Here is a 19,278-nt window from a genome sequence, read left to right as displayed (position 1 = left end):
GCCCGCTCAGCCCTTCTTGCTCCGGGCCTCGGCCGCGATCAGCACGTCCAGCAGGTCGAAGGCATCGGACGCCTCCCCGATCAGCTTGGCCTCCGCCTCCCACTCCTCTTCCAGCTGCTTCGTCAGCCTGGTGAGAGTGTGCATGCCCTCGCGTATCTCGCCGGTCGCGCTGAGCAGCGAGCCGAGCGCACCCAGGGCGCCCAGGTCGTCCGACTGCGCCTTGAACTCCTGCAACGGCTTCGCCGTGTGATGCCCCACCGCCCGCAATCCCGACGCCGCCTTGTGCATGGACGTGGCCTGCTTCTTCAGGTCCGACACGCCACCCACCCCCGCACTTAACTCTGTGCACATGCCAACCTCAAGACACTATTGCGGACGGTCACAGGGAAGGTAAGGCAATCTTCAAGTAGGAGTAAAGATCGCCAACCCTTGAGCTGCGCCGCCCCTTGATTCCGGCAGGGGGAGCACGGCGCAAGAGCAGCAGGTACACGGGGGTCCGGTGGACGCAGTCCGTGACGGACCTTTGACAGACAATAAAGGGTACGGCTGGGTTGCAGAACAGCTCGTCTGCGCCGGGGCCGCACAGTCCTGCCCGGTGAGCCCGTCTGACGCCCTATCAAAGCGGTGGATAACACAGTGACCCGTCCGCTACGTTTTTCTTCGGCTCCACATTGGGTCTGTTAGACAGGAGGGGTTAACACACCATGCGCATCGTCCTGGAGGAAGTGCCCGACGATCTGGCGCGCGAGCTGTTCGCACTACTCGGCCAAGCCGACAAGCTCCCGGTCGCCTTCACGCCGGAGTGGACCGTGTCCCGTGCCGCCGCCCTGTTGCGCGACCTGCCGACCGCCGCCGTCGAGATCATCCGCACCGCCGCCGCGGCGGACGACGGCTGGGCTCCAGCCGAAGCGCTCCGCGGTCCCGACGGCAAGGCCTCACTGCGCGGTCGGACCGGAGCGATCACCAAGGCGATTCAACGCGGAGCAACCCGCAAGGACTGGCCAGCAGACATGCCCGCTCCCGTCCAGGCCCAGTATGACCCGAATATTCCTGCATTCCAGCGGACTTCTGGATTCCGTATGCACGCGGACTGCGTGCCTGTCTTCCGGGCAGCAATCGAACGGATCGACGCCAATGTCTGAGTTGCTCCGGGTGACGCCGCCCGCCTTGAGCGATTTGCCCTCCACCCTCGACCGTGAGCAGGTTCGCCTGCTGGAGATCATCTCCCAGCCGCTGCTCAACGAGGGCAAGTCGGCAACGTGGGGCCGCGTACTCGACCTCGCCGAGCGCGGCGAGGGCATGAACGCGGAGACGACAGAGGCCGTCCTGCACTCGTTGCCGCGCGTCGGCGGCTCGAATCAGGTCGGGATGAGTTACGGGTTCACATCTGTGCCCGAGCGCTACATGAACGAGACGAGCGAGATCCGCCCGACCGTGGCGGCCGGCCTCGTGCTCCCTGATCTCAAGATGATGGTCAGCAACCCGTTCCTCTCCGTCCTGCACCACATGGTCGAGCTGCACCTGAACCGACCGATTGACCTGGTCGGCAGCGAGCCGGTCCGCGCTGTGCTGCGCTCCGGCGAGCTGGCACAGGCGATGTCCCGCATGCGGCCCGAGTTCATCGCTGTGCTGCCGGAGCTCTTCCGGTTCGAGCCGTACATCCAGGCCGAGGGCAGCTCGACGTCGCCTGACGGCGAGTGGGAGTGGCGGATCCAGCGCAACATCGTTGGCTACGAGGGCGCGGACTCGCTGGAGGCGTACGTGGCGAAGACCTGCGAGATGGTCGGCAAGTCCAACCGGTCGACGGTCTATCCGCCGCGCTCATCTCTGGGTCCGTTCACCTCGCCCGACTTCCGCAACGTGTCGTTCGATGACCAAGTCGCGGTAGAGGCCAGCACGGGTAACCCTCAACCTGCAGAGAACCCCTCCGTGGAGACGCGCGGGGTGTACGTGAAGGAAGCGATCATCACCGAGTTGGAGGACCTCGACAGCGCCGGCGGCCTGCGGACTGACAAGCTAGTCGGGCTCCTGCGCGAGCTGAACTTCAACTACGCCAACAGCCAGCCGCTGGCCAGCAACAGCCTGCTGCGCGCGGTGATGGACCACGTCCCGCCCGGCTTCGGCTTCCCCATCGGCACGACGTTCGCCACGGTGGTCGCTCAGGCCAAGTGGGGTCAGTCGGACAAGAAGTACCTCAAGAAGCTCACCGACTTCCGCGACCAGGGTGACGACGTGATGCACCGACAGATAGACCAGCGACGGAGCCGAATCGACATGGACGACATGCCGCAGGCGGCGGCCGTCAACGCGATGCTCGACGGCCTGGTCGTCGCGCTCCAGAAGAGCAAGGCGACTCCGGCCTCGCAGTAAAGCACAGGGCTGCGGCTGCTGAACGCGGTATTCGAGATCTTCGGTGTGGACTGCCGGGACATGGACATCAGCGTTGAGCACTCCGAGGATCTCGCACATGTACTGCTGCCTTTGTGGCCGCAGTACATGAGCGGATCTGGTGGCCGCCGGCCAGCCTGGAAAACCTGGGCGGTATCAACGGTCTGCTTCAGGAGCCCATCATCGGCTGGGAGAGCCCGGAGCTTGAGGAAGGGCGACAGCGGTATCAAGACGACGGGTGCGGCACCTCCTCCGGCGCACCAGCCTCATTTCGTGCGCCAGCACCGTTCCGCTGGATCAGAGACGAAGGGGACCTGGCCGGGGCCCAGGCAGAGGAGACCGGCAGATGGCGAAGGACTCGACGAGCACGACGGTGAGCGTGGCTGTGGCGCAGCGGCCGGGCCGGGGACGGAGCCGCCGTGTACGGCCGAGGTCGACGTCCAGCAACGCAGCCAGCACTCATCTGCGGTAGGGGCCGTACGGACTCCAGCCGTGCAGGAAGGGCTCCAGGTCGCTGGGTCCGGGCTTGGGTACTTCGGGCATGCGGAGCGGTCGGGTGAGCGGATCGAGTGATCGTATGTGGTTCGTCGCCCAGGTCAGCCAGGCTTCGGCCGCGGTGCGCTCGGTACCGTGTGGCATGGCGTCGATCCGCGCGCTCGCCGCGGTCAGGTATGCCGAGAGCTGCGCGGCCTGCCGCCATGCCTTCTCCTGTTGCTCCAGCAGGCGGATACGGAACGTCTCGGCATAGTCGTCGTGGGCTTGCCGGATTGCCGCTTCCCATTGACGACGTGTGAGCCTGGCCTGTTCCTCTTCCTCAGCACGCTTGCGTTCGGCGGCCTGTCCGCGCAGGTCCACTTCCTGAAGGATCTCCGGCAGTTGGTCCTCCAGCGGACGGTCCGCTGTGTCTTTCCACACGGACTGGCGGTGGGTGATTCCTCCGTTGAGCGTGATGCGGAGGCGGCCGGAGGGTGCGTACTCGTACTTGGGAGTCTTGACCCAGGAGTACCGGTCGGCATCGGCGAGTTCCTTCGCCGTGGGCACGTGTTCGATCACGTCCTGCTCTTGCCCGAAGGAGAAGCCACACGGCTGCCCTTGGGCGGTGACAGTGAAGAGGCCTTCGTCGTCCGACCGGCGTGAGCGGTGTCCGTGGTGTCCGCCGCTGGCCAGTCGAACCGTGTGCCCGCGATGCTCCGCCTGCGTCACGATGGCCTGCACGAGGCGCAGTGCTCGTGGCTGGACGGGCTTGCTCAGGCCCAGCGCGGGTCCCCCGTCTCGGAGCGCGGCCACGATGGCATGCGGGCTGTGGAGTCGCTCCGGAACGGGAATCGGGTCCAGGACGGCCAGCTTCCACGCCGGCATGTCCTGGATGGTGATCTCGTAGCCTCCCGTCCGCCAGCGATGGACCAGCTCTTTCCCTTCGGGCAGCTTTCCGCACTGCTGCGCCGATCTGATCCGAGCCGTCCAGTTGGGTGCCCCTGCCCCGTGCTCCTGCTTGACCACGAGAAAACCGCCGGCGGCGAGAACATCGTCGATGAGCTGTTCGCCAAGGGTCTTCCTCGGTTGTCTCGCCGCCGTACGTCGCCTGGGCGCGGGGCCAGCCACGGGTGCGCGGGCCGCAGGTTTGCCGGAAGTGAGGTTCTTCGGTGGCGTGGGCTGGGCCGCTACCGAGGGCGTCGACGGAGCCTTGGCCTCGGTGTGCCGCCCGGCGCGCTCCTGCCCCGCCTTGTGCGCGGGATAGGTCCCGTGTTCAAGGTAGTGACGGCCGGGGGCCGTGACCTCGGCGCTCCACACGCCCGCCCGCCTAGTGATCTTCACCAGCCCGCGATTCTGCAGTGCCTGCCCGCTGGTCTTGTAGGTGAAGTCGTTCTCGTCCCATACTCCTGCGGGGCAGCCTTTGGCGATCCAGCTGAGCACCCCCATCTGCCGCTCGGTGAGGGGCTTCTTGGCCATCTCTGTCTCCTGCTCAGATACTGCGGACGATGATGTCGCGGACCAAGCGCGGATCTCGACCCGTGGGTGGGTCAACTGGGCGGCTGCATCCTGCGGAATTCGGCCACGGGGATCTCGAACTGTGCTTCGAGCTTCCTGGCGTCCTTGTCCCGGCCGGCTTGCTGGAGCATGCCGACGGCCTGCTCCACGATCCTGCCGAGCCTGACGACCTCGGCCCGCAGGAGGCGGAGTTCGGCGTAGGCCTCGACGGCCTGCGCACCGCACCAGTGCCGTACGAGGTCTCGGGCGGGCTTGAACTGCCTGTCAACGTGGGCGCAGACCGCGGGGCTGAAGTGATGCCCCTCCCGTTTGCCCCGCCCCGGGGTGTACGAGCCGTAGATCGCTTCCCTTTGGGCCCGTTGCTCCTCGCGTTCCACCTCTGCCATGACCTGATCGGCGTGCAGGGTGGCGCCCTTGCGAGCGCACGCAAAGGTCACCGGCCAGGGCGCCTCCGCACTCCCGTCATCGTGAACCACCGTCAACGGATCACCAGTGAGGAACTCGGCACTCTCCTTCAGCGCCTCGGCGAACGCCGTCACGTCGTGGACGTACAAGACGCCGTCGTCGTGCCGCGAATAGCCGACGCTCGCCAACTCGTCCCACGGGCAGACCTCGAAGACGGTGTCCACCGCACGGCGTTCGGGAACATCACGAGGGGGCGTAGCAGCGCTGAGTTCTTTCCAGCGGCGTTCTCTCTCGAGCCAGCGGTCGACCTCTTCCCACGGAACGCACAACTGAGAAGGCGGCACCCAAGCTTCACGGCCCTCCTCCTCGTCCGCGGTGAAACGGACCTTCACGCGCGCCGGGCGCTTGGTGCCGAGACGGAGCACCTCAACCCGAGCGACCGGGCCCTGCGCCCGGGTACGGTGCGCCCAGAACTCCCCTACCTCCATCGCCGCCTCCCTGGCGTGGCTCGGATGCGCAGGCATTCGCAGAATTTTGTGCGGCTCCACCGTATGGCGAGCTCCGGCTCCGGGGCAGGCAAGAATGCTACGCACCACCCTGTTCGGGCTGCCCGACACACTGTTCCTCGTCGGCCAGGAAGAACAGAACGTCGCGCATTGCGTTCAGCTGACGCCGCCCGAGTTCTTCTCCTTCCAGCCCGTCGACGACAACGAACTCGACCCGAACCATGGGCTGGGCCCCGAGCGATCCCGCCCCGCACGGGCGCCGAGACACTGCCCTCACTCGCCATAGCGACCAGTCTCGGCGCGCGCTGCACTCGCGTGCGGCTCAACCACCGAAGCTGCAAAAAATGCTCCCATGTGGCTATATCCTGACCGGATACCGCCGCTGCATCAGGCCTGGCCTATAACACGGAAAGTGTCAGCCCGGGTCGGAGGTCTGCTTCACCACGCGCGGGGAATCGGAGACCCCCGGGACCGTCCCCGGCGCGAGCGGTACCAGCCGAGACCGCCCCTCAACAGCCACCGTGGCGCAAACGCGCAGGTCAGCGCCATGCGCACGACAAGCCATGTTTTGGGGCTCCTGTCCAGGACTCGAATCTGCGGCCAAGCGATCGGTCTACCGCTTCAACTGGATGATCGTCTGGATCACCAGCTGCCCGCCCCCGGCCGACGGCTTCCCCCGTTCCCATGTTCTGTGTCCCCCGCCGGGGGCACCCTGCATGAGGCGCCCAAAGACCCCGTCACCAGCGGAAACGCTGAGGTCGGGGTCTTCTTGTGTGTGCGGCGCTGGGCAGCGCTATGACGGCCTCTGTGGACTACTTACGGAAAGGCTCTTGGAGCATCGCCCCAGGTCAGCCCGCCGATTCAGCCGAAGCCCATCATCCGGCGTCCGGCCACTCCTCGGGAGGGTGGGGCGGCTCGGGCTCGTTCAACCGCTCGGCTTGCCGCGCGTTCTCCCCTCGCAGACTCGTCAGCCACGGCCACAGGTCCGGCAGGGTCTGCTCGGGACAGGCAAGACGATGCTCGATGCGGCACCGCTGGAACGGCTCGGCAGGACAGACGCCGTACACCGCCACTCGCCCGTCGGACGTCTCGATCCACCGGTACTCCGCCGGCACCAGGTGGGCGAGCGGAGCCATGTCGGGCTCCAGCAGCACCCAGTCGTGTTCGATCGTCGCCACGCGTTCCTGTGGCAGACCGCAGTACGGGCACATCAGCCGTGACTCGCCCAGCCTGCGCGTCGACTTCTTGGAAGCCCCCATATAGCGAGGGTCGGCACTCTGTCAGGCCGCGCGTAGAGGGCGAATCGGACGGGACTCCTGGGGCGCCCGAGCAGCAGCGAGGGGGAAAGTGACGCGAAAGGTGCATGCAGCAACCGGCGGCTTAGAAAGTGCGGCCAATACACGACGAAGCCCCCAACCCGTGAAGAGGGGGCTGTTCGCCGAGCGACCCAATTCACTCGTACTCGCTCAGGAGGTCTGCAATCCTTCGGTTGCCGATCTCCTGTCGCCCGTCGATGCACTTCGCATAGCGGCCGAGCAGGACTTCAACGCTGTTTCCTGCCCGCTGAGCCACCTCGGTCGCATCTACGCCGGAGTTGAGCCAGGTCGACAGGGCCGAGTGCCGGAGGTCGTACGGCCGAGCAGCGAGTGGTGATTCGACCGCGGCCGGTGAAAAGGCCAGCGCTCAAGCCTCCTGCCAAACGCGAGAGTACGTCGACGAGCCGACCACTCCCCCACGCTCGTTCGTGAGCGGCGTTGCGATAGGGCCCGCACAGATGAACGGCCACCGGCTGATCTTCGAAGTGTCGAAGCCTCGAAAAAAATCGACGCGATGACCGCACCTGACAGTCTGCCCCTGCACGCCCTCGCCGAGGACAACCCTGCCGCGGCGAGTCCCGATCTGGTGCGCGCGATGGCCGAAACCTTCGCCGACGCACTCATGTCCGCGGAAGCAGACGCCCCCGCGCCGGCACCGTCGAACTGGCAGTCCCCGAACTGCGGCAGGGCGGCTACTTCCCGCACTGGCTCCTTGAACGACGCCGCCGGGTCGAGCAGGCCCTCATCTCCTTCTCCGACGGTCGTACATGAGTAGACTGTTCTTGAACGCGTTCAATTCTGCGATCGGGTGTGGTGTCCATGGACTCTTTGGTCGGGTCTTCTCCGGCCGCGCTTCGCGCCGGTGCGTCCGATGTACCGCCCGCCGCAGAGGCACCACCCGAAGGGCTGGGAGACCGGAGCGTAGTGACGGGGTGGCAAAGGGTGCTGGCGCGCTGGGCTGTTGCTCTGGTGTGGTTCTACGAGGGCCTGTGGTGCAAGGTCTGGCCGGGGCGGGACGATCAGCGGGCCATTGTCGGGGACGTTCCCCATCTGCCGGCTTGGGCGGTGACGACGGCGCTGATCATCATCGGGATCGCGGAGGCGGCCATCGGGCTGTGGGCGCTCTCCGGGCTGTGGGCGCGGGCCGCCGCTGTCGTACAGACGGCGCTCGTGGGGGTGTTCAACGCGGGCGGGCTGCTGTTCGGCCTGGACCACATAGCGGAACCGGGGCGTATGCTCACCCAGAATCTGGCCTTTGTGGCACTGGTCTGGCTGGTGGAACGGACCTCACACGGAGTGCCGGTCCGGTGAGCGGCACACCGTGGGCACGCGGCCGGATCATCAGCGGGTCGGGCGGCCCCCGCCTCTTGTTCGGGCGGATGTACGAGGACTGCGGTATCGAGCTCGGCGTCCTGCCCAGCGCGGGAGCACGGGTGCTGTGCATCGCCTCCGCGGGCGACACCGCCGCCGCCCTGCAGCAGGCCGGTCACGACGTGACAGCCGTCGACGTCAACCCGGTGCAACTCGCCTACGCACGTGACCGGCTCGCCGGCAGAACCACCACGGAAGGCTCCGCGGAGACACTGATGCGGCTGGGCCGTGGAGCGGCCGGCGCGCTGCTGCCGGCCTGGCGCGGGCCCGCACTGCGCGCCTTCCTCACCCTCGACGATCCGGCCGAACAGGCCCGGCGTTGGCGCACCGCCCTGGACAGCCCGGGGCTGAGACGGCTGATGTGGCTCGCGCTGCGGCCGGGCGGCGCGCTTGCGGTCGCGCTGCGCCCCTCGTTCGCGCACGTGGTCCCGGCACGCTTCGACAAGGTGCTGAGACGACGCCTGGGGCGGACCGTCGCCGGGCACGCCAATGCCTGTAACCCCTGGATGTGGCGGCTTCTCGCGGGAGTCGAACTTCCGGGGGCAGAGCCGCTGTTCGCGCCGGGCGTCCGCCTCGTCCACGCCGACGTGGTCGACGCGCTGGAACAGGCTCCGCTGGCCGGCTACGACGCGGTGACCCTCTCGAACGTGCTCGACGGGCCTGGCCCCGCCTTCGCCGGCCGGCTGCGCGCCGCCGTGCGTCGTGCCGTCCGTCCCGGCGGCATCGTCGTTCTGCGCAGCTTCCGCGAGCCCACGGCGACCGGACCCGGCTGGGCGGCGCAGGACCGATCGGCGCTGTGGGGCGTGGTGCGCGTCGTGCGGCTGGGCGCAGACACCTCGGGCGCCGAGGACAGGAGGATCGACCCGTGAGGCACTTGGTGCAACGTCATCCCATGGCGATGAGCACGCATTTCGCGCACTCGCTCGTGCTGACCTACGCTCTGCCCGCCGAGGCGCTGCGCCGGCTGGTGCCGCCCGGCCTGGAACTTGACACGTACCCCTGCGGCGAGCAGGGCGTGGAGTACGGCTTCGTGGCCGCCGCCCTGGTCGACACCCGTGCCCTGCGGCCGGCGTTCCTGCCCGCGCGGCTGGGCCGTGACTTCCTGCTGACCGGATACCGCGTCTTCACCCGCTTCCGCACCCCTGGCGGGCGCACCATGCGGGGGCTGCGCATCCTGCGCAGCGACACCGACACCCGGTTGATGTGGCTCGGCGGCAACCTGTTCACTCACTACAACTACCGACTTGCCCACATCAGGTCGCACGCCACGGACGGCACCCTGGAATTCCGGGTCGACAGCGCCGACGGGCACGCCGACCTGCTGGTGCGTGCCGACCTGCGCAGCGCTCCGGCGCCGCTGCCCCCGCACAGCCCCTTCGCCGACGCCCGAGCCGCCCGCCGCTTCGCCGGCCCCCTGCCCTACACCTTCGAGTACGAACCCCAGACCCGCTCCGTGATCGTGGTCAAGGCATTCCGTACGCAGTGGGACCCGCAGCCGGTCTGTGTCGATGTGCGCCGGCTGACCTTCTTCGACCACGGCCCGCTCGCCGGAACCCGCCCCGTCCTCGCCAACGCCTTCCACGTCGCGGGCGTCGACTACGGCTGGCACCGCGGTGTGCGCCGCACCGAGAACGGCGGCATACGGTGACGCTGCGGCACTCCGGCGTCCGCGACGTGATCGCCTACAACTGGCCCCAGTACGCAGCGGGTGCGGCGACTGCGGCGGCCGCGGCCCTCCTTGCTCCACGTCTGCCTCGCGCGCTGCGCCCCCTCGCCCGGGCGGGATCGGTCGCGGCACTCACTCTGCTGTGCACCGCCACGGCGGCGAGCCGGCACGTCTACGACCGCTCCGGCCTGTACACGTACGACTGGCTGGAGGACCTGCTGCCTCGCATCCCGTCGGCATACGTGGTGGTGAGCACCGGCCTGGACGAGGTGAGCGCCCCACTCGCCGCACGCTGGCCGAAGGCCGAGCGCGCCGCCATCGACCTGTACGACCCGGCCCTGACGAGCGAGGGGTCCCTGCGCCGTGCCCGACGCCGGGTGCCTCCCCCCGCCCACGCCGCACCGGGCCGCCCAGAGACGCTGCCGCACCCGGCGAACTCGGCCGACACCGTCCTGCTCGTCTTCGCCGCGCACGAACTGCGCCACGCACAGGACCGGGAGCGGCTGTTCACCGAATGCGCCCGGCTGCTGCGGCCCGGCGGCACACTGCTGGTCGCCGAGCACCTGCGAGATGCCGCCAACACAGCCGTGTTCGGGCCCGGCGCCTGGCACTTCCTGCCCCGCCGGGAATGGTTGCGGCTCGCCGCCCACGCGGGGCTGGAACACAGCGCCGAGCGCCGCTTCGCGGGCCTGGTCGCGGCATTCGCCTTCAGCAAGGATCGAAAGTGACCCAACTTCTCAGTCTCACCGTCCAGTTGCGCCTGGTCGGGGTCGCCCTGATCTTCATGGGGCTGGTGCACGTCGCGCTCCCGCGCATACTGGGGTGGCCCGCCGACCTGCGCGCCAGCAGCCTGCTCACCCGCCAGGTCTCTTACGCGCACCTGTTCTTCATCGCATTGACCTGCACACTGCTCGGCTCCCTTCCCCTGGCCTTCGCGCCGGCCCTGCTCACCGGCGCGCCCCTGCCGACGTTCCTGCTCTGTGGCCAGACCCTGTTCTGGGGACTGCGCTGGATCATGGAGTTCGCCTACTTCTCACCCCGGACATGGCGCGGCCATCGCCTGCGCACCGCAGGCCATGTCGGGCTCGCGGTGCTGTGGACCTGGGTGACGGCTGTGTTCGCGGCAGCGGCGGCGCACGGGTTGCGGTGAACCCGGCACCCCTGCTCAACCCGGCACCTCTGCTCAAGTTCACCGCCAAGGGAGCGGAGGAGGGCGGCAGCCCCGCGGTCTCCTCGCCGACCGCGACCTCGAAGAGCGCCGAGAGCACCAAGTCGGTCACGTCAAGCAGCGATTCCGCTGCCCGCGGACTCTTCGTCGCCGGGCTGATCGTGGGCGTCCTGCGGCCGGCGGCAGCGGTGTTCGCCATCACGCGCAGCCGCTCCGCCGGATCCCGGGCGGGTGAAAACGCCTTCCGTGCCGACGGACGAAGGGTCATGGCACGGGCCGACGTACTGACCGCGCTGCGCGGCTGAAGTCCGTCAAAGATCAGCAGAGCTGAGAGCCGTCTGGCAGCCGGCCCGCTCCCCGACTCCTCCCGGGATCGCGCGAGACCCGTCGAGCGAAACGCCCCGACCTGCAGAAACACCGAAGAGGCTGGTGCTGAACTTGACCGAACCTCATTCGGGACGAAGAGATCGCGGGCTCACGTCCGGCAACCGTCGAGGAGAAGTACCGGTCTCAGGGCAGTGAGGCAGCTGGTCTACGAAGTGGGCTGGCTCTCCAGCGGAGTTTCCACCGTCAGGGTCCCTGCCGGCGTGCCCGTCAGCCATTCCGCGAGGTTCACGCCCTGGGGCCAGCACTCACCTTCGTGGTTGCACCACATGGCGCCCGCAGGATCGCGGAAGTCGACCAGCCCCGCCCTGGCCGGATGCGGCAGGACACCGACTCGCACCAGGCAGCCAGACACGCCGCCGACCGGGCTGAAGACCTGCCTCCGCGCGTCCGTCGGCCTGCGCCTGGGCTCACGCCTCGCCATGGCGGCGTCGCAAAGCCTCACAGGGCCGTGGCCCGCCGGGGACCTCCTTTAGGGCATGCGGAGGAAGCCCCCCAGAACACGTCAGCCACACACTGAAATCGGGGTGAGTCGGGCCGATGCCCCTCACTGGAACAAAACCAAGAAGTGCCACCAGAAGGACCTGGACGGGCGGAACGTACCCACCCGTATCGGCAACAGCGAACTGGGCTGGGCGCACTTCGCCGGCAACCACAACATCCGCACCTGCCGCATCGTCAACGCTCCCCTGAACGGCAAGGCGGACAAGAACGACGGCAAGGGGGGCCTGGAATACTGGGGTTACGCCTTCGACGGTACGCATCCCCAGGTGAAGATCATCGTCAAGGCGCAGGTCACCCGCCGTACCCAGGACAACCGGTACGACGCCGGAAGCGGGCAGATGATCGGCGTCATCACCGCCTACTGCAAGGGCATGAGGAAGTGCCCCAACTGGATGAACCAGTCCGCCGCCGAGTTCAAGCGCTGAACAGGGAGACACCCGCAATGACGCCGTGGGAAGTGGCCGTGGCACAGGCCGACGTGACCGGCCACTTGATCCTCTACACGCAGGCTCCGATCGTGAAGAAGATGCGCGTCCGCGGCGTTCTCCCGGGCCCTGGCGGGACGCCGGCCGTGCGGATCGCGCTCGGCCGGCGGAAGGCGACCGTCACCGATCTCCTCACCATCTACGAGATCCCGCTGTTCCGGCAGGACGAGGTGCTGCTCCCGTGGGAGGCCGTCAGCCGCGTGCGGCACGAGGCGGGCGAGGTGCGCTTCTACTCCGGCGGCCAGGTGGACCACGTCCTCGATACTCCGCTCATCAGGCTCGCGGAGGACGCGCACGACGAGGAGCTGCCGGAGGACCGGGCGTACAGCCTGCTGACCGCACTGAACTGCCCGGCTCCGGGCTATGAGGAGCGGGAGAAGGCCGAGTCACTGCTGGTCGGCTTCCTGTACCTGCGCGAGGGCCGGATGCGGCTGTACGTACGCCATCAGGGAGACCCCGACGTCGTGGCCTGTGACGTCCGGCTCTCGGAGGCAGGGCCGGCCGTGATCGCGGAGGTGTTCTCCCGCTCGCGGGAGCGGGAGCTCTTCGAGGAGCCGGAGGACGATCCGCACTGCACGGTCGTGCTGGACCTGACGCACTGAGCAGATCAACATCGCGTGGGGATCAACGGGTATCCACCGGCCGAAGACCAAGCCGGTGGATTCCCGCGTGGACCCGATACATTCCCTTCCTCACCCCTCTGATCGAGGGTGGGCCAAGCCTGCTCAGTTGCTCTTCCCGTCCTCCTGGTCACCCGCGGTGTGTCGGTCGGCACGGCCGATGGCGCGCCCGTGGATCGCCCGCACGGTCTCCCGGGACGCTTTACCCCTGGGTGGCCTGATCTGGCATGTGGCGGCTGGTGGAGTGGACGCGACGGAGCCGTCCGTCCGGAGCCGGCTCCCCGAACAGGTGGATCTCGCCCGAGCGACGCGCTTTGCGCACGGTGGAGTGCAAGGTGTGCCGGCCGGCGACGCGGTCGCCGGCCACCAGGGCGTCATGGACCTCCACGTCGCGGGCGATCGCGTTCTTCCGCGCAGGGCGGGCATGGGCGATCAACCTGTTCCGGTCCAGGCACATCCCGTCGTTGTGCCACTCGATGTCCGGGGTGTGGTACCGGTCGATGACCACGCCGGGGCCCTCGTCGCCCAGGCCATCTCCTGGATGTACGACCTCAGATACTCGGCGAGTTCCCGCGCCGGGGTGGGCCAGGGATCGTCGCTCACGATGCTCCTTCGGGACGAGGTCCTGATGGCAGTGATGTTTGAGTCCCCAGTTCGAGCAGGCGGTCAACCGACCACTGGTCGTAGGCGTGTTCGCCGTACTTGGCGGCGAGGATGCGGCCGTCGGGTGCGATCAGGAAGTCGGCGGGAAGGCCGAGCCGTCCGCCGTGCGGCCTGCGGGACGGCGGACGCTCCCGCCCGCGGAGGATCGTCCACGTGCTACGCAGGATGGCCCGGGCGGTCGGTGCCCAGGCCCGCAGGCTGAGCAACGCGCGAGGCGACGACTCCACCCCGAACTCGGCGTACAGGCGCTTGGCGGGGTCGGCTATGACGGCGAAGGGGAGGTCGGTCACGTGCTTCCGCAGTTCCTCCGCGGGCGAGTGGAAGACCACGATCTCGCAGATTCCCGCTTGAGCGATCTCCGCGTGTCGTCGCACCACCGATTGAAGGTGCAGGTTGCAGATCGGGCAGCCGGCGAACCGCCGGAACTGAAGATGTGTCAGCCGGTCGCCGTCGGGCACGGCGATCTGGGCGCCGGAGACGGCCGTGAGGTCATGGGCACCGACAACGACACCGGGCCTTAAGGTTCCTGTCCGCGTATTCCTGCGAGTCGTTTTCATGATCCCCCTTCTCCTTTTAGGCGTACGCCATACGCCTACCAGCGTAGGCGTATGGCGTACGCTGTCAACCGTCATGCCTCGCCCCCGCTCACTCACCCCGGACCACCTCGCCTCGTCCGCCCTGACCGTCCTGGACCGCGACGGGGTCGCCGGCCTGTCCATGCGTGCGGTCGCCAAGGAACTACGCATGAGCACGATGGGGCTCTACCGCTACGTGGCCGACCGCGAGGAACTCGAACGGCTGGTCGTCGAGTCCGTACTCGGAACCGTCGACACCGAGCCGCCGCCCTCGGACGCGCCGTGGGAGGAGCGGATCGAGGCGCTGGTGCGGCGCCTGCGCGACACCGTCGGCGCCCATCCCGCCGTCGTGCCGCTGACGATCACCCACCGGCACCGGTCCCGCGGGGTGCTGCGCTGGTCGGAGGCCGTACTCACGGTTCTCACCGAGGCGGGCTTCGACGGCGCGCGACGCGTCATCGCACTGCGGGCCCTCCTGAGTTACGTCATCGGAGCCATCCAGCTCGAGCACCTGGGACCTCTGGCGGGCGAAGGTACGGTCGCCATCTCCGCTCTGCCGCCGATCGAGTTCCCACGCCTGGCCGAGACCGCACACCACGCACAGGACGTGGGAGCCGACCAGGAGTTCTTCGGCGGGCTCGCCGCGCTGATGCGCGGCCTACACAGGTAACGACAACGGCCCTCAACCGGCGGTCCATCGCGGCCTTTGGTCCGATCTCGCAGGCAAGCGCCGCCGGATCCACAACGAAGCCCGCGTGCACCAGCAAGCGAGGGGAGACGACGAACGCACCGGACCACGCCGATACTGGACAGGGAGCCGCTCGGCTACCAGGGAAGGTGGGGCACGGCTGGCCCATGGCGCCGCACCACGGTCACGACCTGGGTTCACAGCACCTCGCCGGCCGTCGTCAGCCGTGCCGAACGTGGGGATGTGTCCGGTACGGGTGCGACAGCTCCCAAGACCAATCCAGCAGACCGCTCGCCGATGCCGGCCCGGTGCCGGGTACGCCGTTGGCGTAGCTGGTCGTGCAGGTCGCTTCGTAGGTCGGTCTCTTCTCGTACGTCGAAGACGATCCGGCACCGGCTCAGACGCTGAACCTCTTCCGCAGAGAGTGCCTTCAATCGACGAGGCGGCCGCGGAGTTCGTCCGGAGCCTGATTCGGGGCCCTCAGGGCCGCCGCAAGGGAACGGCACTTGGCATCCGGCGCGCTGACTCGTCGGCCAGGAGCAGCACTTTTCATCTGGGCAGCCAGCAGGCATTCTCCCGTCCGGTCGACCGGATCAAAGTCGACGACATCGACGGCATCCGCCGTAGTGCCCGGGACGGGGCCCTCGATTCTGCACCCCTCGGTATCGCGCGGTCCATGGCCGCCAGCAGAGCTTCCGGGGTGCGCAGATACTGATATTGAAAACCGCGCGCGGCCACCCGCCCGCCGTCCATGCTGCTCACCGGTCACGGCCCCCTCGGTGCAGTCGACAGGCCCCTGAGCGTATGAGCGTAGCCGGCACCTACGACAGTGGGACGGCCAGCAGGCAGCCGCATGAGGTAGGGGTGGGCGCGGGGCCATGCCTAGCCATACACGATCGTTCGAATCCGAGGCAGACGCACTCCGCCGTGTCACGTTTTCGTGACTCGATCCGACCAAGTGTCTGAGCCTGGCTGTACGTGAGGGGAGAGGAAATGGCGAGGAGGACCGATGCCTGACATCTCGCAGGATGACATCGAGAACTGAGCCGACGCCCGAAGGCGCCGCGCCCGCCTGGCCGACGAGCGTGCGCGGATCTCGATGCTGCCGCTGCCGGCCCGGGTGCTTCAGCGGCGGGTATGGGAGCCAAGGGGTGCCAATGCGCCGCCTCTGTCATGACATCGTCGGCCGGGACGGCTGAGGCCGGGAGTGGAGAGCGGGATGCAGAGGGACGACAAGGTCTGGTTCGCCGAGCAGTTCGAGTTGCACCGCCCACGGTTGAGGGCGGTGGCGTATCGGATGCTGGGCACGCTCACCGACGCCGACGACGCCCTCCAGGAGGCATGGATCCGCACGACCCGCTCCGATGCCGACGCCATCGAGAGCATCGACGGCTGGCTGGTCACGCTGGTCGGCCGGGTGTGCATCGACATGCTGCGTACCAGGAAGTCCCGACGCGAGCAGCTCACCGGATGGCTTCCCGAGCCGGTCGTCACCACCGACGAGACGGTTGACCCTGAGCAGGCGAGCCTGCTGGCCGACTCGGTCGGACTTGCTCTGCTCGTCGTCCTGGAAAGCCTTGAGCCCGCCGAACGCCTCTCGTTCGTGCTCCACGACATGTTCGGCGTCCCGTTCGACGAGATCGCCCCGATCGTGGACCGTACTCCGGTGGCGGCGCGCCAACTCGCCAGCCGCGCGAGGCGGCGGCTGCGCGGTACCGCGGCCGTGCCCGACGCCGATCTCCGCACCCAGCGCCGGGTCGTGGACGCGTTCCTCGCCGCGTCCCGGGCGGGCGACTTCGAGGCACTCCTCGCCCTGCTCGACCCCGACGTGGTCTTCCGCGTCGACACCGGATCACGCACCTGGCTCGCACCGGCGCTGCTGACCGGCGCGGCCGACGTCGCGGCCCACGCCGCCACGCACGGCTCTCGGTTCGCCATGCTGTGCGAGCCGGCCCTGGTCAACGGCGCCGCCGGCATCATCGCCAGGACCCGGTCGAGCGTGGTCGCTGTCGTAGGGATGACCGTCGTCTCCGGTCGCATCGCCGAGATCGACCTGGTCCTGGACACAGCCAAGCTCTCCACCCTGACGATCCGCTGATGAGGACCACCAGGAGGACCCTGGAACGGTGGTGCGGGCGGGCGATCCGCCGTGGCGAACTTCTCGAACCGGCTTGAGGAACAGGACGACGGCGTCCTCAGGACGACCGAGCCGAATGTCGCTCCGTGGCTTGGGGCCTCGACCCTGCGACGAACCCTTCCCGGGCCGCAGCTCCACGCCATGCCCCCGAGCACCTGCGGCACCTGGCGTGCGCGCATCTGACCGGCGCAGCCGGGGCGGTCCCCGCGCCTCAGGTTGAGCTAGCCGGATGGCCGCAGGCGCCGCGACCGGCACCGTCACATCTACGGCGGCTGATCCGACTTCACCTCGGAACCATCGCCCAACAGAACAACAGGACAGGGGTACCCGAATGAAGCTCGTCGTCTTCGGTGCGAATGGCAAGACCGGCCGCCGGCTCACCCGCCAGGCCCTGGAGGCCGGACACCGGGTGACCGCAGTCACCCGGCGACCCGACGTCTTCCCGCTCACCCACGAGCATCTCGAGGTGGTCCCGGCCGACGTCCACGTCGAGGACGACGTCGTGAAGGCCGTCCACGGTGCGAACGCGGTGCTCTCGACGCTCGGCGTGCCCTTCAGCCGCGACCCGATCAGCGTCTACAGCACAGGTGTCGCGAACATCGTCACCGCGATGCGCCTGCACGGTGTCACCCGAATCGTCGCCGTCAGCTCCAGTGCCCTGGACCCACGTCCGCACGCGGACGGCGGCATCGTGCTCAACCGGGTGCTGCAGCCTCTGATCACCCGAACGATCGGCAGGACGACGTACGCCGACATGGCCGCGATGGAGACGCTCCTCGCGAACAGCGACCTCGACTGGACGGTCCTGCGTCCCTCCGGACTTTTCGACGCCGAGAAGGTGAGCGACTACCGCCTCCAGGAAGACCACGCGGACGGCGTCTTCACCAGCCGGGCCGACCTCGCCGCCTGCCTCCTCGCGCAGGCCGGGGACCGGCGGTGGAGCGGCAGGCGAGTAGCCGTGACGACCCCCGAGGGCGCCCCGACCCTGTGGCAGCTCCTACGGCGCGAAGCCTTCGGCAAGAGCCCGGCATGAGTCGGGCGTCCGGCAGCATCGAGTGCGGTGCTTGGTGTCGAGCACGACGGCGAATCCGAGCGATGTGCGGCGACCCGCGTACGGGCCGTGCGGGCGCGGTGCGCGGGGTGCCGTGCCCGCGACGACACGGGCGCTCGAGTCGGGTGGCCGCTGTCAGACGTCGTCGCGCGTCAGGCGGGCGCCACGGGCGTGTCCCAGTCGATCCGGTACCGGTGCGTCCAGCCGAACATCTTCTCCGGGCTCAGGAACGTCCGCGTCGCCAGCGGCATCAGCAAGGTCATGATCTTCGTCGCGACCGGCCCCATGGACTTCTGGCTGTTGGTCTTCGCCGCCTGGGCGGCGACCTTCTCCACCCTCGCCCGCCTCAGCCGCTCGTACGTCGCGAACGCCGTGCCCACGTCGGGGATGTCCCGCAGACACCGCGCCAGTTGCACCGCGCTCTCCACGGCGAGGGACGCGCCCTGTCCGGAGCTGGAGGACGGTGCGTGGGCCGCGTCGCCGACCAGGACCATCCGGCCGCGGTGCCACTTCGGCACCGAGGGCAGGATCTCCAGCCCTCCGAAGGTGAGGAGTTCGTCGTCGCCGGTGCCCCGGAGCAGATCCCGGCCGGGCACGTCCTCGGTGTACTTCTCCCGCAGGATCCGCATCCATGCGGCCGACGGCGTCGCACGGGCCTGCTCGGCGCTGAGCGGCTTGTCGAACGGCAGGTTGCCGAACCAGGCGGTGCCGCCACCGGGCACCGGCCAGTAGCCGAGAAACGCGTGCTTGCCGAAGGCGAAGTACATGGTGTCCGGCCGCGCCTGTGGGACCTGCGCCTTCGAACGCGCACCGAAACCGAGCAGGCCGGTGTAGCGCGGGCCGGGCGCTGCCGGGTCGATCAGCCGCCGGACCGCCGACCGGATACCGTCCGCGCCGACCAGCACGTCCGCGGTCACCCGGGTCCCGTCGGTGAACTCGGCGGTGACGCCCGCCGGAGTCTCCTCGGCTCCGGCCAGGCGCTTGCCGTACACGGTCCGTACGCCCATCGCGGCGGCCCGCTCGCGTACCGCCCCGTACAGGTCGGCGCGCCACATCACCTGGCTGGGCGGTAGGCCCGTCAGCCCGCCGAACTCGCCCAGCCGTCGGCCCCGTCCGTCGGTCATCACCATGCGATGGATCGGCTGACCGGCCAAGCCATGGTCCACACCGACTACTTCCAGGGCGCTGAGCCCGTTGGGTGCGACCATCAGCATGCCGCCGAGGCCGTCCGCCGTGTTCTCGTGAGCCTCGTAGACGGTCGCCTCGATGCCCGCCTTGCGAAGTGCGAGGGCCGTCACCGGTCCGGCTATGCCGCCCCCTATCACGGCCGCCGTCTTGATCGCAGTCATGCGTCTGCCCTTC

Annotated in this window: 21 protein-coding genes and 2 pseudogenes; 14 read left to right on the top strand and 9 right to left on the bottom strand. The window is 68.6% G+C overall.

The features are described 5' to 3' along the window. Positions 1-6: 6 nt before the first annotated feature. Entirely contained in the window at positions 7-318 is a 312-nt protein-coding gene (locus tag AB0G52_RS08220; protein WP_361334822.1) for a hypothetical protein, read from the bottom strand. Positions 319-704: 386 nt separating this feature from the next. On the opposite strand from AB0G52_RS08220, the gene AB0G52_RS08215 reads away from it, so the two are divergent. Together AB0G52_RS08215 and AB0G52_RS08210 are read left to right on the top strand one after the other, a co-directional pair. After that, on the top strand, positions 705-1,142 hold the full coding sequence (locus AB0G52_RS08215) for a hypothetical protein (RefSeq protein WP_361334819.1): 438 nt from the start codon (positions 705-707) through the stop codon (positions 1,140-1,142). Next, positions 1,135-2,370 (top strand): hypothetical protein, encoded by a 1,236-nt coding sequence (locus AB0G52_RS08210; RefSeq protein WP_361334816.1) that lies wholly within the window; start codon positions 1,135-1,137, stop codon positions 2,368-2,370. Before AB0G52_RS08215 ends, AB0G52_RS08210 begins: the two co-directional genes overlap by 8 nt. A 477-nt stretch (positions 2,371-2,847) precedes the next feature. Here the strand turns inward: AB0G52_RS08210 and AB0G52_RS08205 are convergent, their stop codons facing one another. From AB0G52_RS08205 to AB0G52_RS08185, 5 genes and pseudogenes are all read right to left on the bottom strand, one after another. Next, on the bottom strand, positions 2,848-4,338 hold the full coding sequence (locus AB0G52_RS08205; protein ID WP_361334813.1) for a hypothetical protein: 1,491 nt from the start codon (positions 4,336-4,338) through the stop codon (positions 2,848-2,850). A 71-nt stretch (positions 4,339-4,409) separates the two neighbouring features. Beyond that, positions 4,410-5,270, bottom strand: a complete 861-nt coding sequence (locus tag AB0G52_RS08200; RefSeq protein WP_361334810.1) for a hypothetical protein — start codon at positions 5,268-5,270, stop codon at positions 4,410-4,412. 97 nt (positions 5,271-5,367) lie between these two features. Beyond that, positions 5,368-5,511 carry a hypothetical protein gene (locus AB0G52_RS08195; RefSeq protein ID WP_361334807.1) on the bottom strand — a complete coding sequence of 48 codons (144 nt, stop codon included), beginning with the start codon at positions 5,509-5,511 and terminating at the stop codon, positions 5,368-5,370. A gap of 652 nt (positions 5,512-6,163) precedes the next feature. Next, positions 6,164-6,547 (bottom strand): DUF6083 domain-containing protein, encoded by a 384-nt coding sequence (locus AB0G52_RS08190; protein ID WP_361334804.1) that lies wholly within the window; start codon positions 6,545-6,547, stop codon positions 6,164-6,166. A 193-nt stretch (positions 6,548-6,740) separates the two neighbouring features. Next, positions 6,741-7,031: pseudogene (locus tag AB0G52_RS08185) on the bottom strand (site-specific integrase); the annotation flags it as partial. Positions 7,032-7,237: 206 nt separating this feature from the next. Between AB0G52_RS08185 and AB0G52_RS08180 the strand changes: the two are divergent. The 9 genes and pseudogenes from AB0G52_RS08180 to AB0G52_RS08140 all read left to right on the top strand — a co-directional run. Next, positions 7,238-7,354: pseudogene (locus AB0G52_RS08180) on the top strand (transposase); the annotation flags it as partial. Positions 7,355-7,546: 192 nt separating this feature from the next. Then, positions 7,547-7,915 carry a DoxX-like family protein gene (locus AB0G52_RS08175; protein WP_361334801.1) on the top strand — a complete coding sequence of 123 codons (369 nt, stop codon included), beginning with the start codon at positions 7,547-7,549 and terminating at the stop codon, positions 7,913-7,915. Then, positions 7,912-8,844, top strand: coding sequence for a hypothetical protein (locus AB0G52_RS08170; protein ID WP_361334798.1), 933 nt, complete (start codon positions 7,912-7,914; stop codon positions 8,842-8,844). Before AB0G52_RS08175 ends, AB0G52_RS08170 begins: the two co-directional genes overlap by 4 nt. A 23-nt stretch (positions 8,845-8,867) precedes the next feature. Then, the gene (locus AB0G52_RS08165; protein ID WP_361334795.1) at positions 8,868-9,623 is read left to right on the top strand and encodes a DUF2071 domain-containing protein; all 756 of its coding nucleotides are present in this window, start codon (positions 8,868-8,870) and stop codon (positions 9,621-9,623) included. Continuing rightward, on the top strand, positions 9,620-10,369 hold the full coding sequence (locus AB0G52_RS08160) for a methyltransferase domain-containing protein (protein WP_361334792.1): 750 nt from the start codon (positions 9,620-9,622) through the stop codon (positions 10,367-10,369). Before AB0G52_RS08165 ends, AB0G52_RS08160 begins: the two co-directional genes overlap by 4 nt. Beyond that, positions 10,366-10,791, top strand: a complete 426-nt coding sequence (locus tag AB0G52_RS08155; protein ID WP_361334790.1) for a hypothetical protein — start codon at positions 10,366-10,368, stop codon at positions 10,789-10,791. The genes AB0G52_RS08160 and AB0G52_RS08155 overlap by 4 nt, the downstream gene beginning before the upstream one ends. Next, positions 10,788-11,114, top strand: coding sequence for a hypothetical protein (locus AB0G52_RS08150; RefSeq protein WP_361334787.1), 327 nt, complete (start codon positions 10,788-10,790; stop codon positions 11,112-11,114). The genes AB0G52_RS08155 and AB0G52_RS08150 overlap by 4 nt, the downstream gene beginning before the upstream one ends. 606 nt (positions 11,115-11,720) lie before the next feature. Continuing rightward, a complete protein-coding gene (locus tag AB0G52_RS08145; RefSeq protein ID WP_361334784.1) occupies positions 11,721-12,122 on the top strand; it encodes a hypothetical protein in 402 nt (133 codons plus the stop codon). Positions 12,123-12,139: 17 nt separating this feature from the next. Further along, positions 12,140-12,784, top strand: coding sequence for a hypothetical protein (locus tag AB0G52_RS08140; RefSeq protein ID WP_132888858.1), 645 nt, complete (start codon positions 12,140-12,142; stop codon positions 12,782-12,784). Positions 12,785-13,004: 220 nt separating this feature from the next. Here the strand turns inward: AB0G52_RS08140 and AB0G52_RS08135 are convergent, their stop codons facing one another. Next, positions 13,005-13,310 (bottom strand): nuclear transport factor 2 family protein, encoded by a 306-nt coding sequence (locus AB0G52_RS08135; RefSeq protein ID WP_132888857.1) that lies wholly within the window; start codon positions 13,308-13,310, stop codon positions 13,005-13,007. A gap of 91 nt (positions 13,311-13,401) precedes the next feature. Further along, the gene (locus AB0G52_RS08130) at positions 13,402-14,022 is read right to left on the bottom strand and encodes a peroxiredoxin-like family protein (protein WP_132888856.1); all 621 of its coding nucleotides are present in this window, start codon (positions 14,020-14,022) and stop codon (positions 13,402-13,404) included. Positions 14,023-14,095: 73 nt separating this feature from the next. On the opposite strand from AB0G52_RS08130, the gene AB0G52_RS08125 reads away from it, so the two are divergent. The 3 genes from AB0G52_RS08125 to AB0G52_RS08115 all read left to right on the top strand — a co-directional run bounded on the left by AB0G52_RS08125 (position 14,096) and on the right by AB0G52_RS08115 (position 17,898). Further along, entirely contained in the window at positions 14,096-14,710 is a 615-nt protein-coding gene (locus AB0G52_RS08125) for a TetR/AcrR family transcriptional regulator C-terminal domain-containing protein (protein ID WP_132888855.1), read from the top strand. Positions 14,711-15,947: 1,237 nt separating this feature from the next. After that, positions 15,948-16,826 (top strand): sigma-70 family RNA polymerase sigma factor, encoded by an 879-nt coding sequence (locus AB0G52_RS08120; protein ID WP_361334779.1) that lies wholly within the window; start codon positions 15,948-15,950, stop codon positions 16,824-16,826. Between the two features lie 370 nt (positions 16,827-17,196). Further along, a complete protein-coding gene (locus tag AB0G52_RS08115; RefSeq protein WP_361334776.1) occupies positions 17,197-17,898 on the top strand; it encodes an NAD(P)H-binding protein in 702 nt (233 codons plus the stop codon). Between the two features lie 170 nt (positions 17,899-18,068). On the opposite strand, the gene AB0G52_RS08110 is transcribed toward AB0G52_RS08115, so the two are convergent. Beyond that, positions 18,069-19,265 carry an NAD(P)/FAD-dependent oxidoreductase gene (locus AB0G52_RS08110; protein ID WP_361334773.1) on the bottom strand — a complete coding sequence of 399 codons (1,197 nt, stop codon included), beginning with the start codon at positions 19,263-19,265 and terminating at the stop codon, positions 18,069-18,071. Positions 19,266-19,278: the final 13 nt, after the last annotated feature.

The organism is Streptomyces sp. NPDC021562, assembly GCF_040640875.1.
In the GTDB taxonomy this organism is placed as follows: Bacteria; Actinomycetota; Actinomycetes; order Streptomycetales; family Streptomycetaceae; genus Streptomyces.
Note: the sequence above shows the minus strand (reverse complement) of the source record. Positions and strands in the feature narration are given on the sequence as shown.

Coding starts and splice junctions, on each gene's coding strand:
- AB0G52_RS08130 (WP_132888856.1), bottom strand. CDS start 14,022: ATGAAAACGACTCGCAGGAATACGCGGACAGGAACCTTAAGGCCCGGT.
- AB0G52_RS08210 (WP_361334816.1), top strand. CDS start 1,135: ATGTCTGAGTTGCTCCGGGTGACGCCGCCCGCCTTGAGCGATTTGCCC.
- AB0G52_RS08110 (WP_361334773.1), bottom strand. CDS start 19,265: ATGACTGCGATCAAGACGGCGGCCGTGATAGGGGGCGGCATAGCCGGA.
- AB0G52_RS08125 (WP_132888855.1), top strand. CDS start 14,096: ATGCCTCGCCCCCGCTCACTCACCCCGGACCACCTCGCCTCGTCCGCC.
- AB0G52_RS08115 (WP_361334776.1), top strand. CDS start 17,197: ATGAAGCTCGTCGTCTTCGGTGCGAATGGCAAGACCGGCCGCCGGCTC.
- AB0G52_RS08165 (WP_361334795.1), top strand. CDS start 8,868: ATGGCGATGAGCACGCATTTCGCGCACTCGCTCGTGCTGACCTACGCT.
- AB0G52_RS08190 (WP_361334804.1), bottom strand. CDS start 6,547: ATGGGGGCTTCCAAGAAGTCGACGCGCAGGCTGGGCGAGTCACGGCTG.
- AB0G52_RS08195 (WP_361334807.1), bottom strand. CDS start 5,511: ATGGTTCGGGTCGAGTTCGTTGTCGTCGACGGGCTGGAAGGAGAAGAA.
- AB0G52_RS08205 (WP_361334813.1), bottom strand. CDS start 4,338: ATGGCCAAGAAGCCCCTCACCGAGCGGCAGATGGGGGTGCTCAGCTGG.
- AB0G52_RS08140 (WP_132888858.1), top strand. CDS start 12,140: ATGACGCCGTGGGAAGTGGCCGTGGCACAGGCCGACGTGACCGGCCAC.
- AB0G52_RS08200 (WP_361334810.1), bottom strand. CDS start 5,270: ATGGAGGTAGGGGAGTTCTGGGCGCACCGTACCCGGGCGCAGGGCCCG.
- AB0G52_RS08120 (WP_361334779.1), top strand. CDS start 15,948: ATGCAGAGGGACGACAAGGTCTGGTTCGCCGAGCAGTTCGAGTTGCAC.
- AB0G52_RS08215 (WP_361334819.1), top strand. CDS start 705: ATGCGCATCGTCCTGGAGGAAGTGCCCGACGATCTGGCGCGCGAGCTG.